This is a genomic window from Kitasatospora sp. NPDC086801 (assembly GCF_044745805.1).
Classification (GTDB): Bacteria; Actinomycetota; Actinomycetes; order Streptomycetales; family Streptomycetaceae; genus Kitasatospora.
The window spans coordinates 46,371-62,201 of the sequence record NZ_JBIVAX010000016.1; the positions used below are offsets into that span (position 1 = coordinate 46,371).

13 protein-coding genes are annotated in these 15,831 nt (G+C 74.4%); 7 read left to right on the plus strand and 6 right to left on the minus strand.

Annotated elements, in window-relative coordinates:
* Positions 1-12: 12 nt before the first annotated feature.
* From ACIPLC_RS18860 to ACIPLC_RS18875, 4 genes are all read left to right on the plus strand, one after another.
* Positions 13-1,371, plus strand: a complete 1,359-nt coding sequence (locus ACIPLC_RS18860; RefSeq protein ID WP_400474123.1) for an MFS transporter — start codon at positions 13-15, stop codon at positions 1,369-1,371.
* 58 nt (positions 1,372-1,429) lie between these two features.
* Positions 1,430-2,278, plus strand: a complete 849-nt coding sequence (locus ACIPLC_RS18865) for an SAM-dependent methyltransferase (protein WP_400474124.1) — start codon at positions 1,430-1,432, stop codon at positions 2,276-2,278.
* A 219-nt stretch (positions 2,279-2,497) separates the two neighbouring features.
* Positions 2,498-3,136 (plus strand): DUF4360 domain-containing protein, encoded by a 639-nt coding sequence (locus tag ACIPLC_RS18870; RefSeq protein ID WP_400474125.1) that lies wholly within the window; start codon positions 2,498-2,500, stop codon positions 3,134-3,136.
* Positions 3,137-3,308: 172 nt separating this feature from the next.
* Positions 3,309-4,937, plus strand: a complete 1,629-nt coding sequence (locus ACIPLC_RS18875) for a purple acid phosphatase family protein (RefSeq protein WP_400474126.1) — start codon at positions 3,309-3,311, stop codon at positions 4,935-4,937.
* 76 nt (positions 4,938-5,013) lie between these two features.
* On the opposite strand, the gene ACIPLC_RS18880 is transcribed toward ACIPLC_RS18875, so the two are convergent.
* The 5 genes from ACIPLC_RS18880 to ACIPLC_RS18900 form a co-directional block, all read right to left on the minus strand.
* Positions 5,014-6,510, minus strand: a complete 1,497-nt coding sequence (locus ACIPLC_RS18880) for a cytochrome P450 (protein ID WP_400474127.1) — start codon at positions 6,508-6,510, stop codon at positions 5,014-5,016.
* A gap of 123 nt (positions 6,511-6,633) precedes the next feature.
* Positions 6,634-7,251: a GTP-binding protein gene (locus tag ACIPLC_RS18885; RefSeq protein WP_400474128.1), complete on the minus strand. Its 618-nt coding sequence runs from the start codon at positions 7,249-7,251 to the stop codon at positions 6,634-6,636.
* The gene (locus tag ACIPLC_RS18890) at positions 7,232-7,594 is read right to left on the minus strand and encodes a DUF742 domain-containing protein (protein ID WP_400474129.1); all 363 of its coding nucleotides are present in this window, start codon (positions 7,592-7,594) and stop codon (positions 7,232-7,234) included. The genes ACIPLC_RS18885 and ACIPLC_RS18890 overlap by 20 nt, the downstream gene beginning before the upstream one ends.
* Before the next feature lie 102 nt (positions 7,595-7,696).
* Positions 7,697-8,083 carry a roadblock/LC7 domain-containing protein gene (locus ACIPLC_RS18895; protein ID WP_400474130.1) on the minus strand — a complete coding sequence of 129 codons (387 nt, stop codon included), beginning with the start codon at positions 8,081-8,083 and terminating at the stop codon, positions 7,697-7,699.
* Between the two features lie 17 nt (positions 8,084-8,100).
* Positions 8,101-9,708: a sensor histidine kinase gene (locus tag ACIPLC_RS18900; protein WP_400474131.1), complete on the minus strand. Its 1,608-nt coding sequence runs from the start codon at positions 9,706-9,708 to the stop codon at positions 8,101-8,103.
* Between the two features lie 668 nt (positions 9,709-10,376).
* Between ACIPLC_RS18900 and ACIPLC_RS18905 the strand changes: the two genes are divergently transcribed.
* The 3 genes from ACIPLC_RS18905 to ACIPLC_RS18915 are packed head-to-tail and all read left to right on the plus strand — an operon-like array spanning position 10,377 to position 13,291.
* A complete protein-coding gene (locus tag ACIPLC_RS18905; RefSeq protein ID WP_400474132.1) occupies positions 10,377-11,123 on the plus strand; it encodes an AAA family ATPase in 747 nt (248 codons plus the stop codon).
* A gap of 54 nt (positions 11,124-11,177) precedes the next feature.
* Positions 11,178-13,004, plus strand: a complete 1,827-nt coding sequence (locus ACIPLC_RS18910; protein ID WP_400474133.1) for a HEAT repeat domain-containing protein — start codon at positions 11,178-11,180, stop codon at positions 13,002-13,004.
* A complete protein-coding gene (locus ACIPLC_RS18915) occupies positions 13,001-13,291 on the plus strand; it encodes a hypothetical protein (protein ID WP_400474134.1) in 291 nt (96 codons plus the stop codon). Before ACIPLC_RS18910 ends, ACIPLC_RS18915 begins: the two co-directional genes overlap by 4 nt.
* Positions 13,292-13,375: 84 nt before the next feature.
* On the opposite strand, the gene ACIPLC_RS18920 is transcribed toward ACIPLC_RS18915, so the two are convergent.
* Positions 13,376-15,745 (minus strand): lamin tail domain-containing protein, encoded by a 2,370-nt coding sequence (locus ACIPLC_RS18920; protein ID WP_400474135.1) that lies wholly within the window; start codon positions 15,743-15,745, stop codon positions 13,376-13,378.
* Positions 15,746-15,831: the final 86 nt, after the last annotated feature.

The following is a 15,831-nucleotide window of genomic DNA, read 5'->3' on the forward strand; positions in this document are numbered from 1 at the left end:
CATGCTGACGCCATGACAGATCGGACCGGAACCACCCCGCCGTCTGACGAGCCGCAAGCCGGGCGGCGGCGACGGGAGTTGGCCGCCGCCACGGTGGGCTCGGTGGTCGAGTCCTTCGACTGGAACATCTACGCCGTCCTCGCTCCGTACTTCGCGGCGGACCTCTTCGGGCACGGGAAGGGCGGGGTCAGCGGCCTGCTCGGGGCGTACGCGACCTTCGCGGTCGGGTTCGTCGCCCGGCCGGTCGGCTCGTACCTGATCGGGCGACTCAGCGACACCCGGGGGCGGCGCTTCGCCCTGACCCTCGGCATGTCCGTGATCGCCGCCGCCAGCCTCGGCATCGCCGTGCTGCCGGACCAGCGGACGATCGGCGCCTGGGCGGCGGTCCTGGCCGTCGCCGCGCGGGTGGTGCAGGGGCTGGCCTTCGGCGGGGAGGCGCCCAGCGTCGCCGCGTACGTGACCGAGACGGCCCCGGCCCGGCACCGCTTCGCGTTCAGCTCGGTCTCCTACGGCGGGATCATCGTCGGCTCGCTGCTCTCCTACGGGGTGCTCGCGCTGCTGCTGCACACCCTCGGCACGTCCGGTGTCACTGACGGCGGTTGGCGCTGGGCCTTCGTGGTCGCGGCGCTGCTCGGGCTGGCCGCGGTCTGGGTGCGCCGGGCGGCCCCGGAGAGCGCGGAGTTCCGCCGGGCCCGGGCGGAGGCGACGGGCGGGCGCCCGCCGTTCCTGCGGCTGCTGCGCGAGCACCGCTGGGCGGTGCTCACCGTCTTCCTCAACACCCTGGGCGGGACGGTCGGTTACTACTTCGCCCTGGTCTACCTGCCGCAGTACGCCGCCGCCTACGGGGTGGTCGACCGGGAGGCGGCGACCTCCTTCATGACCGTGGTGCTCGCGGTGGTGCTGGCCACCATGCTGCTCACCGGCGCCGCCGCCGACCGCTTCGGCCTGCTGCCGGTGGCCCGGGCGGGGTTCGCGCTGCCGGTGCTGTTGGTCCCGGTCCTGCTCGTCGGGCTGCGGCAGGGCTGGCTGGCGTTCCAGGTCGTCGCCGTGCTGCTGGGGATGCTGGTGGCGACGGTGCTGGGGACGCTCAACGTCTTCACCGGCCTGCTGTTCCCGACGGAGGTCCGCGCCCTCGGCCTGGGCGTGGTCAACGCGGCCACCATCGCCGCGTTCGGCGGCTCCTTCCCACTGCTCGCCGAGTGGCTGCACGACCACCACCGCCTCGGTCTGATCCCCGGCTACGTCACCCTCTGCACGCTGGGCCCGGCACTCGGCCTCGTCACCGCCTTGCGGGTGCCGTCCTTCGCCGCCGCCGTGGGGGCCCCGGCGATCAAGGAGCGCGGCGGTCGGGTGCCGTTCCGAAGCGGCTGACGCTCGATCATCTTCTGTGGTTGAGTGGGACGGGAACGAACGTGCGGGAGGGCAGGGCATGGAGAACAACGGTCCGGACGGCTGGCTGACCGGAGTCCGGTTCGAGGAGGCGCCGCAGGTGGACCTGCGCACCGACCGCGCGCACCCCGCCCGGGTCTACGACTACCTGCTCGGCGGCAAGACCAACTTCCCGGTGGACCGCGAGGTCGGCGACCGCATCCTCGGGGAGTGGCCCGGCTCGCGCACCGCCACCGTCGCGGCCCGCGCGGTGATGCACCGGATGGTCCGCCGACTGGTCGAGGCGCACGGCGTCCGCCAGTTCCTGGACGTCGGCACCGGCATCCCCACCACGCCCAACCTGCACGAGGTCGTCCAGGCCGTCGACCCGTCCTGCCGGGTGGTGTACGTGGACAACGACCCGATCGTGCTCGCCCACTCGCGCGCGCTGCTCACCAGCACCCCCGAGGGCCGCACCGCCTACGTCGAGGGCGACCTGCGCGAGCCGGAGAGGTTCCTCGCCGATCCCGCGGTGGCCGCCACCCTGGACCTCGACCGGCCGATCGCGCTGACGCTGATCAACATCGTGCACTTCCTGTCCGACGAGGCCGCCCACCCGCCGGTCCGCACGTTGGTCGACGCGCTGCCCTCCGGCAGCTTCCTCGCGCTGACCGCCGGCACCGCCGACTCGATCCCCGAACTGGTCGCGGTCGGCTCCCGCCGCTACTCGGAGGCCGGCATCGAGAACCACCTGCGCCCCCGCGCGGGCGTGGAGCGCTTCTTCGCCGGGCTGGAACTGGACGACCCGGGCGTGGTGCTGATCAACCGCTGGCACCCGGAGCTGGGTGAGGGCCCGGTGCTCGGCGACCACGAGGTGGCGGCCTACGCGGGGCTGGGGCGCAAGCCGTAGGCTTCGCGGCTCGCGGCTCGCGGCTCGCGGCTCGCGGCTCGCGGCTCGCGGCTTCGCGTGCGAGGCCGGCGAGGGCGCCGGGTGCCGGCCTCGCCGGAGCGTGTCACCCCCTGTACGCGGATGCCCCGCGTGTGGTGACATAGCCATGCCAATTTCGGGGCTTCGCTCGGAATGTCACCGCGCCGGCCCCGGCTCCGTGGACGATCGAAGGGGAAGCCCATGCTGCTCCGTGTACTGGCCACGACCGGAATCGCCGCAACCCTGTTCGCCTCGCCGACCCTCGGCGCCGGCGCGCTCCCGACGCCGCCGGACCGGATCGTCATCGACGTCGCGACCGTCAACGGCTCCGGCTGCCCGGCGGGGACGGCCGCCGTGGCCGTCTCCCCGGACAACACCGCCTTCACCGTGACCTACAGCAGCTACCTCGCCCAGGTGGGGGTGGGCTCGAAGCCGACCGACTTCCGGAAGAACTGTCAGCTCAACCTGCGCGTGCACGTCCCCCAGGGCTTCACCTACGCGATCGCCTCCGCCGACTACCGCGGCTTCGCTCACCTGGAGAACGGCGCGACCGGCACCCAGCAGGCCAGCTACTACTTCCAGGGCGACCCCTCGACCGCCCAGCAGAGCCACCGCTTCAGCGGCCCCAAGGACGACAACTGGCAGGCGACCGACACCGTCGATGTCGCCGCCCTGGTTTTCGCCCCCTGCGGCGAGGAGCGCAACTTCAACATCAACACCGAACTGCGGGTCGGCGCCGGCAGCTCGGACCCGAACAGCACCACCAGCTTCATGACCATGGACTCGACGGACGGCAGCATCAACACCGTCTACCACCTCGCCTGGAAGCAGTGCCCCTGATCCCCGGAGCTTGATCCCTGCGTCCGGCCCCGGTGGAGTCCCCGACCTCCGCCGGGGCCGACGCACGCCCTCCGCCGTACCGGTGGTGACCGTCCGTCAAATCGGTCGTCTTTGCATGCACATGTCTGTACAGTGCTCCGGATCGACACCCCCACTCGGCAGGCGGAGCTCCATGACGATCGCACGCAGGTCCATCCTCAAGGGCACCTCCGCGGCCGGCGCCGCGCTGGTCGCGGGCGGTGCCGCCGCCCAGCCGGCCGCCGCGGCGGACCAGGAGGCGGGGCCCACCGCGAGCCCGCTGCTGCAGTCCACCCCGCACCGCGCCGGGGCGCCCAGCGTGAGCGGACTGCACCTCCAGTTCGGCACCGACCCGTCCGCCGAGATGACGGTCTCCTGGATCACCCCGCAGTCCGTGCGCCGCCCGCAGGTCCGGCTCGGCTCACCGGACGGCGGCCTCGGCCGGGTCGTCGAGGCGCAGACCCGCACCTACCGGGATGCGCTCGGCAAGGAGGAGGTGTACGTCCACCACGCCCGCCTCACCGGCCTGCGCTCCGGCACCACCTACCTCTACACCGCCGGTCACGACGGCGCCAGCCCCGAGCCGGGCTCCTTCACCACCGCCCCGCGCGGCCGCGCGCCCTTCACCTTCACCAGCTTCGGCGACCAGGCCACCCCCAACCTCCGCCGCCAGGTGGTCTTCCCCGACGGCATGCCGTCGCCGCTCGGCAAGTACCCGGTGTTCACCAGCAGCCAGGTCGGCACCCCGCACTCCGCGGACATCGTCGCCGCCGTCGAACGCGTCGGCCCGCTGTTCAACCTGGTCAACGGCGACCTCTGCTACGCCTCCTACAGCGGCCGGCACGGCCAGAGCCGCACGCTGACCTGGGCCGACTGGTTCATCAACAACAGCCGCTCGGCCCGGCTGCGCCCCTGGATGCCCTGCGCCGGAAACGGCGAGAACGAGGCCGGCAACGGCCCGATCGGCGCCCTCGGCTACCAGACCTACTTCGAACTGCCCGACTCCGCGGCCGCCGACGACGCGGAGACCCGGGGCATGTGGTACGCCTTCACGGTCGGCTCGGTGCGCTTCATCAGCCTGGCCAACGACGACGTGGCCATCCAGGACAGTGGCGACCACTATCTGCGCGGCTACTCCGGCGGCGCCCAACAGCGCTGGCTGGAGCGCGAGTTGAGGTCGGCGCGGAGCAGTCAGGCGGTCGACTGGATCGTGGTCTGCATGCACCACCCGATGATCTCCAGTTCGCAGCACGGCGCCGGCAGCGACCTCGGCATCCGCGAGGCCTGGGGCCCGCTGTTCGACGCCTACGGGGTCGACCTGGTGGTCAGCGGCCACGAGCACTACTACGAGCGCTCCCACCCCGTCCGCGGGACGCTTCCCAACGACACCCGCACCCCGGTGCCGTCCGGCACCGACCTGCACACGGTCGACACCAGCCGCGGCACCGTCCACATGGTCATCGGCGCCGGCGGCAACGCCGCCACCACCCAGGACGACCTGTTCGGGCAGCCGAAGGGCCGGGTGGTCGTCGCCCTGGAGGACGCGCCGCGCCCGCCGGCCCCGTACCGGCAGTCCGTGTGGCTCACCGAGGACGCCCCGTGGGCGGCCGTCCAGGACCGGCAGCACACCCACGGCTTCGCCGCCTTCGAGGTCGACCCCGGCGACCGGCGCGGCGGCCTGACCAGGATGCGGGTGACGTACTACACCTTCGACGGCCCGCACGGGGACCTCACCCCGGTCGACACCTTCACCCTGCAGCGGCCCCGCACCGACCGTCGTTAGCGGGCGGCGGTCCGGTGCGGGGCCGCTGCAGGTGGGTCAGTGCGGGAACAGACCGGTCAACGCCGGAACAGACCGGTCAACGCCGGAACAGGCCGGTCAACGCCCGCCACCAGCCGCGCCGTTGCGCCGGGATCCGGACGGCGGCCGGCGCCTCCTGCGCTGCCGGGGCGGGTTCCGGTGCGGCGGCGTCGTCGTCGGAAGTGTCGGAAGTGCCGGAAGTATCGGAAGTGCCGGAGGCACCGGCGGTGTCCTGGTCCGGGGCGTCGACCGGCGTGGAGTCGGGGTGCGGCTCGATCTCGCGCGGAGTGAACTCCACTGGCAGTTCCACCAGGTGCCGGGAGATCCAGGCGGAGGTCCAGGTCAACTCCTCCTCGGGCACGGCGAGTCGCAGGTCCGGCAGGAGGGTCAGCAGGATGTCGATCCCGGCCTCGGCGACGGAGCGCCCGATGTCCTGGCCGGGGCACTCGTGCGGGCCGGCGCCGAAGGAGAGGTGGGAGCGGTTGCCGTACAGCGGGGTGGCCAGATCGGGCCGGACGACCGGATCGACGTTGCCGGCCGCGAGCCCGAGCAGCAGCAGGTCGCCGGCCTTGATCTGCTGCCCGCCCAGCTCGGTGTCGGCGGTCGCCCAGCGGCCGGCCACCAGCGACATCGGCGGTGAGTCCCACAGCACCTGGTCCAGCGCCTCGCCCAGGGTCATCTGACCGCCGGACAGGTGGGCGCGGAACCGGGGGTCGGTGAGCACCATCTTCAGGGTGTCCGCGATCAGGTTGACGGTGGTCTCGTTCGCGGCGAGCAGCACCACCCGCAGGTGCTCCATCACCTCGTCGTCGGTCAGCCCGGCCGGGTGCTCCAGCAGCCAGGTGACCAGGTCGCCACCCGGGTCCTCGCGCTTGGCGGCCATCGTCCGGCGCAGGCTCGCCACCACGTACTCGTTGCTGGCGATGGCCGTCTCGGTGCCCTTCATGAGGTCCCGGGCGGCGTTCACCAGCTGCGGCCCGTACTCGTCGGGCATGCCGAGCAGCTGGGTCATGACGAGCATCGGCAGGTGCTCGGCGAACTGGGTGACCAGCTCGGCCCGGCCGGTCTGTCCGACCACCTGCACCAGCTCGGTGGTGAACCGCCGGACGTGGCGGCGCACGCCGCGCCGGTCGAAGCGGTTCAGGCCGTCCAGCACGGCGCCGCGCAGCCGCCGGTGCTCCTCGCCGTCCGCGAACACGCACAGCGGCTGCCAGGCGATCACCGGCATCAGCGGGGAGTCCATCGGGACGTCGCCGGCGCGGAACGCCGACCAGAGGCGGGAGTCGCGGGAGAACAGCGACGGCGAGCGCATCGCGGTGATGTTCGCGCCGTGGCCGAGGATCAGCCAGGCTGGGAGGTCCCCGTGCAGCAGGACCGGGGCCACCTCGCCGTGTTCGGCGCGCAGCTTCTCGTACAGGCCCGCCGGGTCGGCCTCGGCCTCCGGCCCGTACAGGCGCCGGACGCCGCCGGGGCCGAGCGGTTCGAGGGCACGCCCGTGGGCCGGGCAGCCGGGTGGCGGGGTGGGGGCGGCGTCATCGGGGAACGGGGTGCTCACGGGGTCTCCGGGGTCGGCAGGGTCGGCGAGGCGGACGGGTGGTTCGGGCTGACGGGCGCGCCGTCGGTCGGCGGGCCGGGGGGTGGGGCCGGGCACGGGCGGGCGGTCGTGAGCGGGCGGTCGTTACCGGGCGGGCGGGGCCGCGAGGTCGTACAGGTGCCGCATCAGGGTCATCAGGGTGTCCCGGCTGGACTCGCGGCTGCGCGCGTCGCAGGACACGATCGGCACCTCGGACGGCAGGTCGAGGGCGGCCCGCAGCTCGTCGACCGGGTGCGCTGGCGCCTCCGGGAAGCCGTTGACGGCCACCACGAAGGGCACGCCGCGGTCCTCCAGCCGCCCGATCACCTCGAAGCTGACCTCCAGCCGGCGGGTGTCCACCAGCACCACCGCGCCCAGGGCGCCCTCGAACAGGCCGTTCCAGAGGAACCAGAACCGCTCCTGCCCGGGGGTGCCGAACACGTACAGCACGAGCTCGTCGCTGATGCTGATCCGGCCGAAGTCCATCGCCACCGTGGTGGAGGTCTTGCGTTCGACCCCGGTGGGGTCGTCCACGCCGACCCCGGCCTGGGTCATGGTCTCCTCGGTGGTCAGCGGGCGGATCTCGCTGACCGAGCCGACCAGCGTCGTCTTGCCGACGCCGAAGCCGCCCACGATCACCACCTTGACCGCCATCGTGACGGAGTCCGGCAACAGGTCCGAGGCCGCTGGGCCCACCACGGTGTCAGAGCCTTTGAAGTCCATGGATCACCGCCTCCAACAGGGCGCGGTCGGGGAGTTCCGCCTTGGGGACGGCGGCGCGGGCCTCGATCCGCCCGTCGTCGAGCAGGTCCGCCAGCAGGACGGTGACGACGCTGGTGGGCAGTTCGAGGTAGGCGGAGACCTCAGCCACCGAGAGCGGCGAGCGGCACAGCCGCAGGATGGCCGCGTGCTCGGGCTGCATGGTGGGCGTCGGCTCCGTGCGGGAGGCGATCAGGGTGACCAGGTCGAAGACGCCCGGTCCGGACGGGCCGCTGCGGCCGCGGGTGATCACGTAGAGGCGGGCGGGGTCCGGGCCGTCCCACCCGTCCTGGTCGGCCGTCGTCATGTGCCCGCCTCGCTGTGCTCGTTCATGTGCCCACCCCGCGGTGCCGGGTCGGGCGGCTGCGGCCGCGGCCGGGCCGGCGCACCGGCCGCCGCGCCGGCCGGTTCACGCGACCACCTCGGGGTTGCGCGGGGGAGCGGCCAGGTGCTCGCCGATCCGGGCGACCAGGTCGCGCATCTGCTGGCCCACCAGCCCGGCGTCGACGCCCTCGTCGGCGAGCACCGCGAGGTACGCGCGGGAGGCGGCCGCCATCAGGTAGAAGAAGCCGCCGTCCACCTCGATCACCACCAGCCGCATCGAGCCGTCGCCGTGCGGGAACTCCTGCCCCACCGCCGCGGCCAGGCTCTGCAGCCCGGCGCAGGCGGCGGCGAGCCGGTCGGCGGTGTCCGGATCGGTGCCGTGCTGGGCGATCCGGAGGCCGTCGCCGGAGAGCACGACGATGTGGCGGACGCACGGCACGCTGTCTGCGAGGTCCTTGAGGATCCAGTCCATGTTGCTGCGGTGCGGAATCACTGCTCGCCCTTCCCTGCCGTCTCGTCACTGGTCTGACCGGCCGAACCCGCGGCCGGCCCATGGCCGTTGATCCCCTCGGTGAACGCCTCCAGCCAGAGGCCGGGCTGCACCGGCTCCTTGGCGTGGCGCCCTCCCGTCCCCGGGGTGGGGCGGGCGGTCGGGTGGCCGTACTGTCCGGCGGACCGGGCCGACCCGGCGTAGCCCCCCAGGGGGGTCGGCGGCCGGCGGCGCCGCTGGGGCAGGCCGTTGGCGGTGCGTTCGGTCACCACCACCTCGTCGTCCCCCGGGCCCGACCCGCTCGGCGCCCACGGGTTGGCCGACCCGAAGGACGGCCCCGCCACGCCGGCCGTCGCCGCCCGTGCCCCCCACGGCCGCGACGGGGCGGCCGACTTGGGCGGGTTCGCCGGGAGCGGCCGGGGGCCGGAGAACGCGCCGATCCCGTGCGCCCGCCCGGTCGGGGGCGCGGTGGTGACCAACTCCTGCGGCACCACCAGCACGATCCGGACGCCGCCGTAGGCGGAGCGGCGCAGCGAGATCTGGAAGCCGTACGCCTGGCACAGCCGGCCCACCACCGCGAAGCCCAGCCGGGGCGACTCGGTGAGGTCGTCCAGGTCCTTGGAGACCTGGGCCTCGCGCAGACTGCGCTCGGCACGGATCCGGGCCTCGTCGGTCAGGCCGAGGCCGCCGTCCTCGATCTCGATCGCTATACCGCTCTGCACCTCGGCGGCGCTCAGGTGCACATGGGTGTGCGGAGGCGAGTAGCGGGTCGCGTTGTCGAGCAGTTCGGCGACGGCGTGGATCAGCGGCTCGACGGCCGGGCCGATCACCGACACCTGGGCCACCGGGTGCAGGTCCACCCGCTGGTACTCCAGGATGCGCGACATGCCGCCGCGCAGCACGCTGTAGAGCGCCACCGGCCGGGTCCACTGGCGGCCGGGGCGGGCGCCGGACAGCACGGCGATGCTGTCGGCGAGGCGGCCGGTCAGCGCGTTGCCGTGGTCCAGGCGCAGCAGGTCGTCGAAGACCGCCGGGTCGTTGCCGTGCCGGTCCTCCATCTCGCGCAGGTCCTTGGCCTGCCGGTGGATGATCGCCTGCACCCGGCGGGCGATGTTGACGAAGGCCCGCTCGGCGGAGTCGCGCCGGCTCACCTCGTCGTCGACGGCGACGATGATCCCGCGCACCACCGACTCCAGCGCGCCCCGGAACTTCGGCGCCGCCAGCGGATCGCGCACCTGGTACGACCGGAACAGGCTGTCCATCGACGCGCCGTAACGAACCCGGGCCACCAGCCTCGGCAGCTCCTCCTTCGCCAGCCGCACCGCCTCGGCCTCCTGGCCGGCCAGTCGCCGCTGTAACTCGCCCACCTGCCGGGCGTGCTGCTCCCGCGACGCGGCCAGCGCACGCCCCCGGCGGGCCGACTCGGCGGCCACCACGGCCACCAGCACGGTGCCCGTAGCCCCGCACCAGAGCACCTCCGCGCGGACCCCGGCGGACACCACCGCCGCGGCGGCCGCCACGGCCGCCGCCATCACGGCGGTGGGCAGCAGCCAGCCGAGCAGGGGCGCGGACGGCCGTCTGGCGGGTGATGATCCAGCTCGAAGCATTCTCGGCATCCTCAAACGATCGGAACAGTACGGGGACGGGCGACGGCCGGCGCCGGAGGCATGGTGATGCAGCATAGCCAAGTTCAGGACATTCCTGACTGAAACTCAAGAATCCAGCTGTACAGCCGACTTGTCCTGCCGTGCCGGACATGCCGGACATCTCGCACACCAGTCTCAGCCCGGGCCGGCCGCCGTCCCGCCACCAGGCTTCTCGCCCCGCCCCGCCCGCACCGCCAACCCGCCCCGGATTCGCTCATGTGAAGGGTTTCTCCGCCAATTCGCCGATCCGGGAGCTGAGTTCGTGCTATGGCGCGCCCCCTGCGTCAACCCCGGCGAGGCCGATCACCCGCCCGGGGGACCGCCACCACCGGCGCACCGACGGGAAGTACCGGCCGGAGCCCGCATCCGTCTGCGCAGCTGCGGTGGCGGCTCCTAAGGTCATCGCATGAACGATCACGGCCGAACGGCGGACCAGTCGGCGGGTGACGCTCGGCGTGGCCGGCTGCCCGCGCCCATGCCCACGCCGGCTACCTCGCCGTCGCCCTCACCCTGGCCGCCGTCAGCCTGATCCGCCGGGACGCCTGAGCGCTGTCAGTGGGTCCGCCTAGGGTGATCCTCGGCAGACGAACCAGTCGAGCCAGGTGAACCAGGACAGCAGGAGGCCGTACGTGATCGTCGAGCGGATGCGGGTGCACCGGGAGCTGCTCCCCGAGGGCGGCCGCACGGGCTGGCCGTGGACGGTCCCGTGCGTGCGCGCCCTGCTCGGCACCGGCGTGGCGTTCCCCGCGCCGATCACCTTCCTGGTGGGGGAGAACGGCTCCGGCAAGTCCACCCTGGTCGAGGCCCTGGCCGAGGCCTACGGGGTGGACTCCTACGGCGGCCGCGCCGGGTCGCGCTACGCGGGCCCGCGCGAACCGAGCGTCCTCGGCGGGCTCCTGCGCCTCGACTACGGCGAGCGCGGGCGGGCGATGGCCGCCGGCCCGCGCTCGCGGCGGCGCGGCTTCTTCCTGCGGGCCGAGACCGCGATGCGGATGATGGCCGAGAAGCAGGGCCGGCCGGGTTACTGGGAGGAACGCACCGACCTGATGAGCCATGGCGAGGGCTTCCTGACGGTCTTCGAGTCGATGTTCCGCGAGCCGGGCCTGTACGTGCTGGACGAGCCGGAGGCGGCGCTCTCGTTCACCTCCACCCTCCGCCTGGTCGCCCTGCTGGACCAACTCGGCCGCACCGGCGCCCAGGTGGTCTGCGCCACCCACTCGCCGATCCTGGCCGCCACCCCCGGCGCGGCCGTCCTGGAGGTCGGCGAGCACGGCGTCCGGACGACCCGCTGGCAGGACCTGGAGCTCGTCGACCACTGGCGCCGCTACCTGGAACGCCCCGACGCCTACCTGCGCCACCTCACCGGCCCGGACTGAACCACCGGTGTCTCCGGCAACCGGACTGTCGGTGGCGGCTGCGATGATCCGCGCATGGACCTCGCCCACGCCCTCGACGGACTCGACGCCCACCCCTGGGCGTCCGTCTCGCACGCCTACGGACCAGCCGACGACCTGCCCGGCCTGCTGCGCGCGCTCACCGCCGGCGGCGAGCAGGCCGACGAGGCGCTCGCCGAGCTCTACTCGTGCATCCTCCACCAGGGCTCGGTGTACACCGCCAGCGCGGACGCCGTCCCCTATCTGGCCCGGATCGCGGCGGCCGGCTGTGAGGTGGCCGAAGTCCTGGGCCTGATCGGCGGGTTGGCCGAGAGTGAGGGCGGGTGCGCGGGCGAGTCGGCTCCCGTCCGGGCCGCTGTCGTCGACCAACTCCCGCTGCTGCTGCCGCTGCTGGCGGACGGGAGCGCCGCCGTCCGGCAGGCCGCCGCCTGGGCCGTCGGCCAGACCAGGGCCGTCGACCCCGCCCTGCCCGCGCTGCGCCACCGCTGGGCGAGCGAGACCGACCCCGTCGTACGCGGTGAACTCCTCACCGCCCTCGGCCGGTTGGACCGGTCCGGAGCGGCCACCGAGGCCGGGCCGCTGCTGGGCGAGGACACGCCGGCACCGCTGCGCCTGGCCGCCGTCCTCGCCGGGCTGGACGCGGGCGAGCCCTGGACCGGCGCCCACCACGCCGCCGTCCTCGCCCTGCTGCCCACCGACCCGATCGCCGCCGACCGGTACGACCTGGACCGCCGGGAGCCGTTGCGCGCGATCACCGAGGACCTGCTGCTGCGCGAGACGCCCGCCGACCGCGACGCCGCCTACGCCCTGCTCGACCGGGCCCTGCGCGACGAGCGCCCCGAGGTGCGGGCCGAGGCCGTCTGGGCGGCCGAGCACGCCTGCCAGCTGTCCCGCAGCGCGCCCCGGCGGCTGCTCCCGGCGCTCGCCCCGCTGGTCGCCGACCCCGCGGTGGTGCACCTGCTCGGCAGCCTCGGCCCGGCCGCCGCCGAGACCGCCCCGGGGCTGGCCGCCCTGGCCACACAGGCCGACGACGAGGACGGGGACGGGGCCGACGAAGGCGCCGCCGATCAGGCGCTGGCCGCGCTCGTCCTGGTCGCACCCCGGGCGGCGGCCCCGCTGCTCGCCAGCGCCCTGGACCGGCGCCCGCGCGCGCTGGACGCCGCCGCCGGCATGCGCGCCCCTGCCGACGCACCGTTCCCCTTCGACCCCGAGCTGCTCGCCGCCGTCCGCGCCCGGCTGACGGCCGAGCAGCTCGGCGGCAACGAGCACCACCAGCTGTTCCGCCTGCTGCGGCAGTGGGGCCGCGCGGCCGCCCCGGCCCTGCCCGAGCTGTGCGCGGTGCTGCCGCGCCACCCGGAGGCGGCCGCCGCCGTCGCGGCCGTCGCGGCGGGGGGCCCGGTGGCGGAGCGCGACCGCGCCGCCGCCGTGCTGCGGGAGGTGTCCGGTTCGGTCGCGGCGGCCCGGGCGCTGTACGACCTCACCGGCGATCCCGAGGCCTTGCTCGGGGCACTCGCCGACCGGCTCGCGGCCGGCCCGTACGCGGTCGCCGAGGCCGCCAGGGCCGCCGCCGACCTGGGCCCCGAGGCCCTCGCCCTGGCCCCCGCCCTGCGCGCCGCGCTGAGCGCCGCCGGCGTGCCCGACACCTCCCCGGTGCTGGACGCCGACCTGGCGGTGGCCGACGCGCTGTGGCGGATCGCCGGGGACGCGGCCGAGGTCGTCCCGATCCTGGACGGCGTCCTGCGGCGCGCCGATGACGGGGCGTGGTTCGACCGGACGGCCGTCCGCGCGGCCCGCGTCGCCGCCCTCCTCGGGCCGCCCGCCCGCTCACCGCCCGGCTCGACGGACTGCTCGCCGACCCGGTGAAGGCCCCGGCCGCCGTGCTGGCCCTCCTCGCGGTGGCCGACGGCGCAGCCCTCGACCGCGGCCGCCTGGCCGAGGCCGCCCTGGTCGCGGCCGAGACCGGGGCGGACCTCCAGGGCGCGGGCGAGGCGCTGGCGGCCCTGGGCGCCGCCGCCCTGGACGACGGGCGGCGCCGCCGCCTCGCCGACCTCGCCGGGCGCGACCGCCGGATCGTCGGCGGCCGCTTCGCGGGCGCCGCCATCCACGACGACGAGGGCCTGCGCGCCGTGCTGGCCGCTGTGGCCGGCTGAAACGCGAACGCGGTGCCGGCCACCCCACCCGGGGGAGGCCGGCACCGCGCCGGTGTCACACCGGCACCGGGCCGGTGCCGTGCGTCAGGGCAGCGGGATCCGCACGACCTGCGGGTCGTGGTCGCTCAGCTGGGTGCTGAACTCGCTGTTGATGTGCACGATGTCGTAGCTGTACGGCTTCGCCGCCAGCGCGCCGGAGATGAGGATGTGGTCCAGCACCTGGGAGTTGCCCTCGTACACGTAGGTGTAGCGCTCGGGCAGCGGCAGGGTGCGCGGCAGGTCGGTCAGCGAGCCGCCGGCGGTGAGGATGTCGGCGGTCTGCGAGAACTCGAAGTCGTTGAGGTCGCCGAGCACGATGACCGCCGCGTTCGGGTCCACCGCCAGGATCTGGTCGGTGAAGTTCTTCACCGCCGTCGCCTGGTTGTGGCGCTGGACCTCGGACGGGTGCGCGGGCGGCTGGTAGCGGCCGAACAGGGGCTGGTCGCCGCCCTTGGAGTTGAAGTGGTTGGCGATCACGAAGACGGGCTTGCCGTTCCAGCGGAATTCGCCGGCGAGCGGCTTGCGGCTGGCGTTGAACGCCGTGTTGGTCGGGTCGATCCGGCCGGGGGAGTAGGCGAGTTGGGGCGTGCCGCCGCTGTTGACCACCGAGTCGGCGGTGGTGGAGCCGGCGCCGGGGCGGTCGGTGAAGCTCAGGCCGCGGTCGGTGCGGAACAGGAACACCTGGCGGATGTTGCCGCCGGGCTGGCCGCCGTCCTGGCCGTCCACCGGGTCGAGCTGGCGGTAGGAGTAGGCCGGGCCGCCGGCCGCCGCGATGGCGGCGGTGAGCTTGGCGAGGGTCTGGTCGGGGGCGGTGGTGCCGTCGTCGGTGGGGCCGCTGTTGTCCTGGATCTCCTCCAGGGCGACGAGGTCGGGCGAGCGCAGGTTGGTGACGATGCCCGCCGCGAGGCCGTCGAACTTGCTCTGCGGGTCGGCGGGGGAGAGGTTCTCCACGTTGAAGGTGGCGGCGGCGAGCTGGCCGGCCGTCGGGGCGGCGGTGACCTCGGGGGCGAGGCCGCCGGAGGCGACCGTCGGGGTCGCGGTGACCTGGAGCTTGAAGTTTCCGAAGGAGTAGTCGAGCACGCCGACGGTCGCGCCGGTCAGGGTGTCGCCGACGTTGGCGGCGGGGGTGGGCGCGAGCGCGTTCGCCAGGGTCACCCGCTCCGGGTTGCCGTCGCCCGCTTGGAGCAGGATGCCGCCCCGGTTGGTGCGGGTGGTGCTGCCCGGGGGCACGACGGGGAGTTCGCCGTACTTGTTGCTGGGGCCGACCACGGCCGCGTTGTCGATCTCGACCCGCATGCCCTCCAGCGAGGCCCAGAAGTCGAGGCCGTCGGTGGCGGGTTGGTAGTTCCCGGCGGTCTCGACGTCCCCGCCGGTGGCGCTGGAGATCACCGCTGCCGGGGGCACCCGCCCGCCGGGGCCGACCAGGGTGGGCGCGGGCAGCGGCGCGTTGTGGGCGAGCACCGTGACGCTGGGCGCGGTGAGTTCGGTGATCGACAGGTTGGTGGTGCCGCCGCTGCCGCCCGGGCGGTACTGGCTGACGGTGGCGCTCACCGTGACCGAGTCGCCGACCGCGACGGTGGGCGCGCTGGCGGTGTAGACGTAGACGCCCTCACTGGTGCCGGGGTCGTTGTCGGGCTGCGGGTCCTGGTACCAGAAGCCGTTGGGCCCGACGGCGGTGACCACGCCGGGCACCGCGCCCACCGCGCTGCCGGCGAGCGGGGAGGTGCGGGCCGCGCCCTGGATGTCGTGTATTCGGGCGCCGGTGGTGGTGCCGCCGCCGGTGGACGCGGAGTTGCGCGGCGTCGGGGCGCCGATGGTGAAGTCCGCCGCGTTGTTGTCGGTGTCGGTGGCGCCGCCGCCGACGCGCAGGGCGGCGGTGGCGTTGGACAGGTTGCCGGTCGGCGAGCCCTCGGCGGAGCTGGCGCTCGACCCGTAGCCGACCAGGTCCTTCACCCCGGGCTGCGTCGCGCAGCCCGAACCGCAGGTCAGTGCCGTGCCGTTGGTGACCAGCGCGACCTTGCCGGAGGTCGCGGCCAGGTTGAGGGTCCCGGTGGCGTCCGGTGCGGGCAGCGCCGCGCCGGTCCCGGCCCCGGCGGCCTCCTGCACCAGGAGGAAGCGCCCCGGCGCGATCGTGCCGGACAGCGTGGTCCGCGACCAGGCCGTGCCGGCCGCCGAGGCGTACTGCACCGTCCAGCCGGTGACGGAGACCGGCGCGGTGCCGCGGTTGTACAGCTCGATGAAGTCGTTGGCGTACGGGGCACCGGAGTTGCCGCCCCCGCCGTACACCTGGCTGATCACCACATCGGGTGACGCCGCCTGGGCGACGCCGCCGGGCAGCGCCAGCAGCGCCCCCACCACGGCTGCGGCGGACGCCCCCGCCATCGCTCTGCGCCGGACTCGCTGGGTACTCCGCATGAGCTTCCTCCTGACGGCCGCGCGGGCCGGTGGCCCGGCGGTCTGAGCACGGACAAGAAAGTTCGGGCGCTGCGGTTCTAGCAACG

What these genes read in the sequence shown, in the direction of transcription:
- ACIPLC_RS18860 (WP_400474123.1), top strand. Translation starts at nt 13, where the DNA reads ATGACAGATCGGACCGGAACCACCCCGCCGTCTGACGAGCCGCAAGCC.
- ACIPLC_RS18865 (WP_400474124.1), top strand. Translation starts at nt 1,430, where the DNA reads ATGGAGAACAACGGTCCGGACGGCTGGCTGACCGGAGTCCGGTTCGAG.
- ACIPLC_RS18870 (WP_400474125.1), top strand. Translation starts at nt 2,498, where the DNA reads ATGCTGCTCCGTGTACTGGCCACGACCGGAATCGCCGCAACCCTGTTC.
- ACIPLC_RS18875 (WP_400474126.1), top strand. Translation starts at nt 3,309, where the DNA reads ATGACGATCGCACGCAGGTCCATCCTCAAGGGCACCTCCGCGGCCGGC.
- ACIPLC_RS18885 (WP_400474128.1), bottom strand. Translation starts at nt 7,251, where the DNA reads ATGGACTTCAAAGGCTCTGACACCGTGGTGGGCCCAGCGGCCTCGGAC.
- ACIPLC_RS18890 (WP_400474129.1), bottom strand. Translation starts at nt 7,594, where the DNA reads ATGACGACGGCCGACCAGGACGGGTGGGACGGCCCGGACCCCGCCCGC.
- ACIPLC_RS18895 (WP_400474130.1), bottom strand. Translation starts at nt 8,083, where the DNA reads ATGGACTGGATCCTCAAGGACCTCGCAGACAGCGTGCCGTGCGTCCGC.
- ACIPLC_RS18900 (WP_400474131.1), bottom strand. Translation starts at nt 9,708, where the DNA reads ATGCTTCGAGCTGGATCATCACCCGCCAGACGGCCGTCCGCGCCCCTG.
- ACIPLC_RS18910 (WP_400474133.1), top strand. Translation starts at nt 11,178, where the DNA reads ATGGACCTCGCCCACGCCCTCGACGGACTCGACGCCCACCCCTGGGCG.
- ACIPLC_RS18920 (WP_400474135.1), bottom strand. Translation starts at nt 15,745, where the DNA reads ATGCGGAGTACCCAGCGAGTCCGGCGCAGAGCGATGGCGGGGGCGTCC.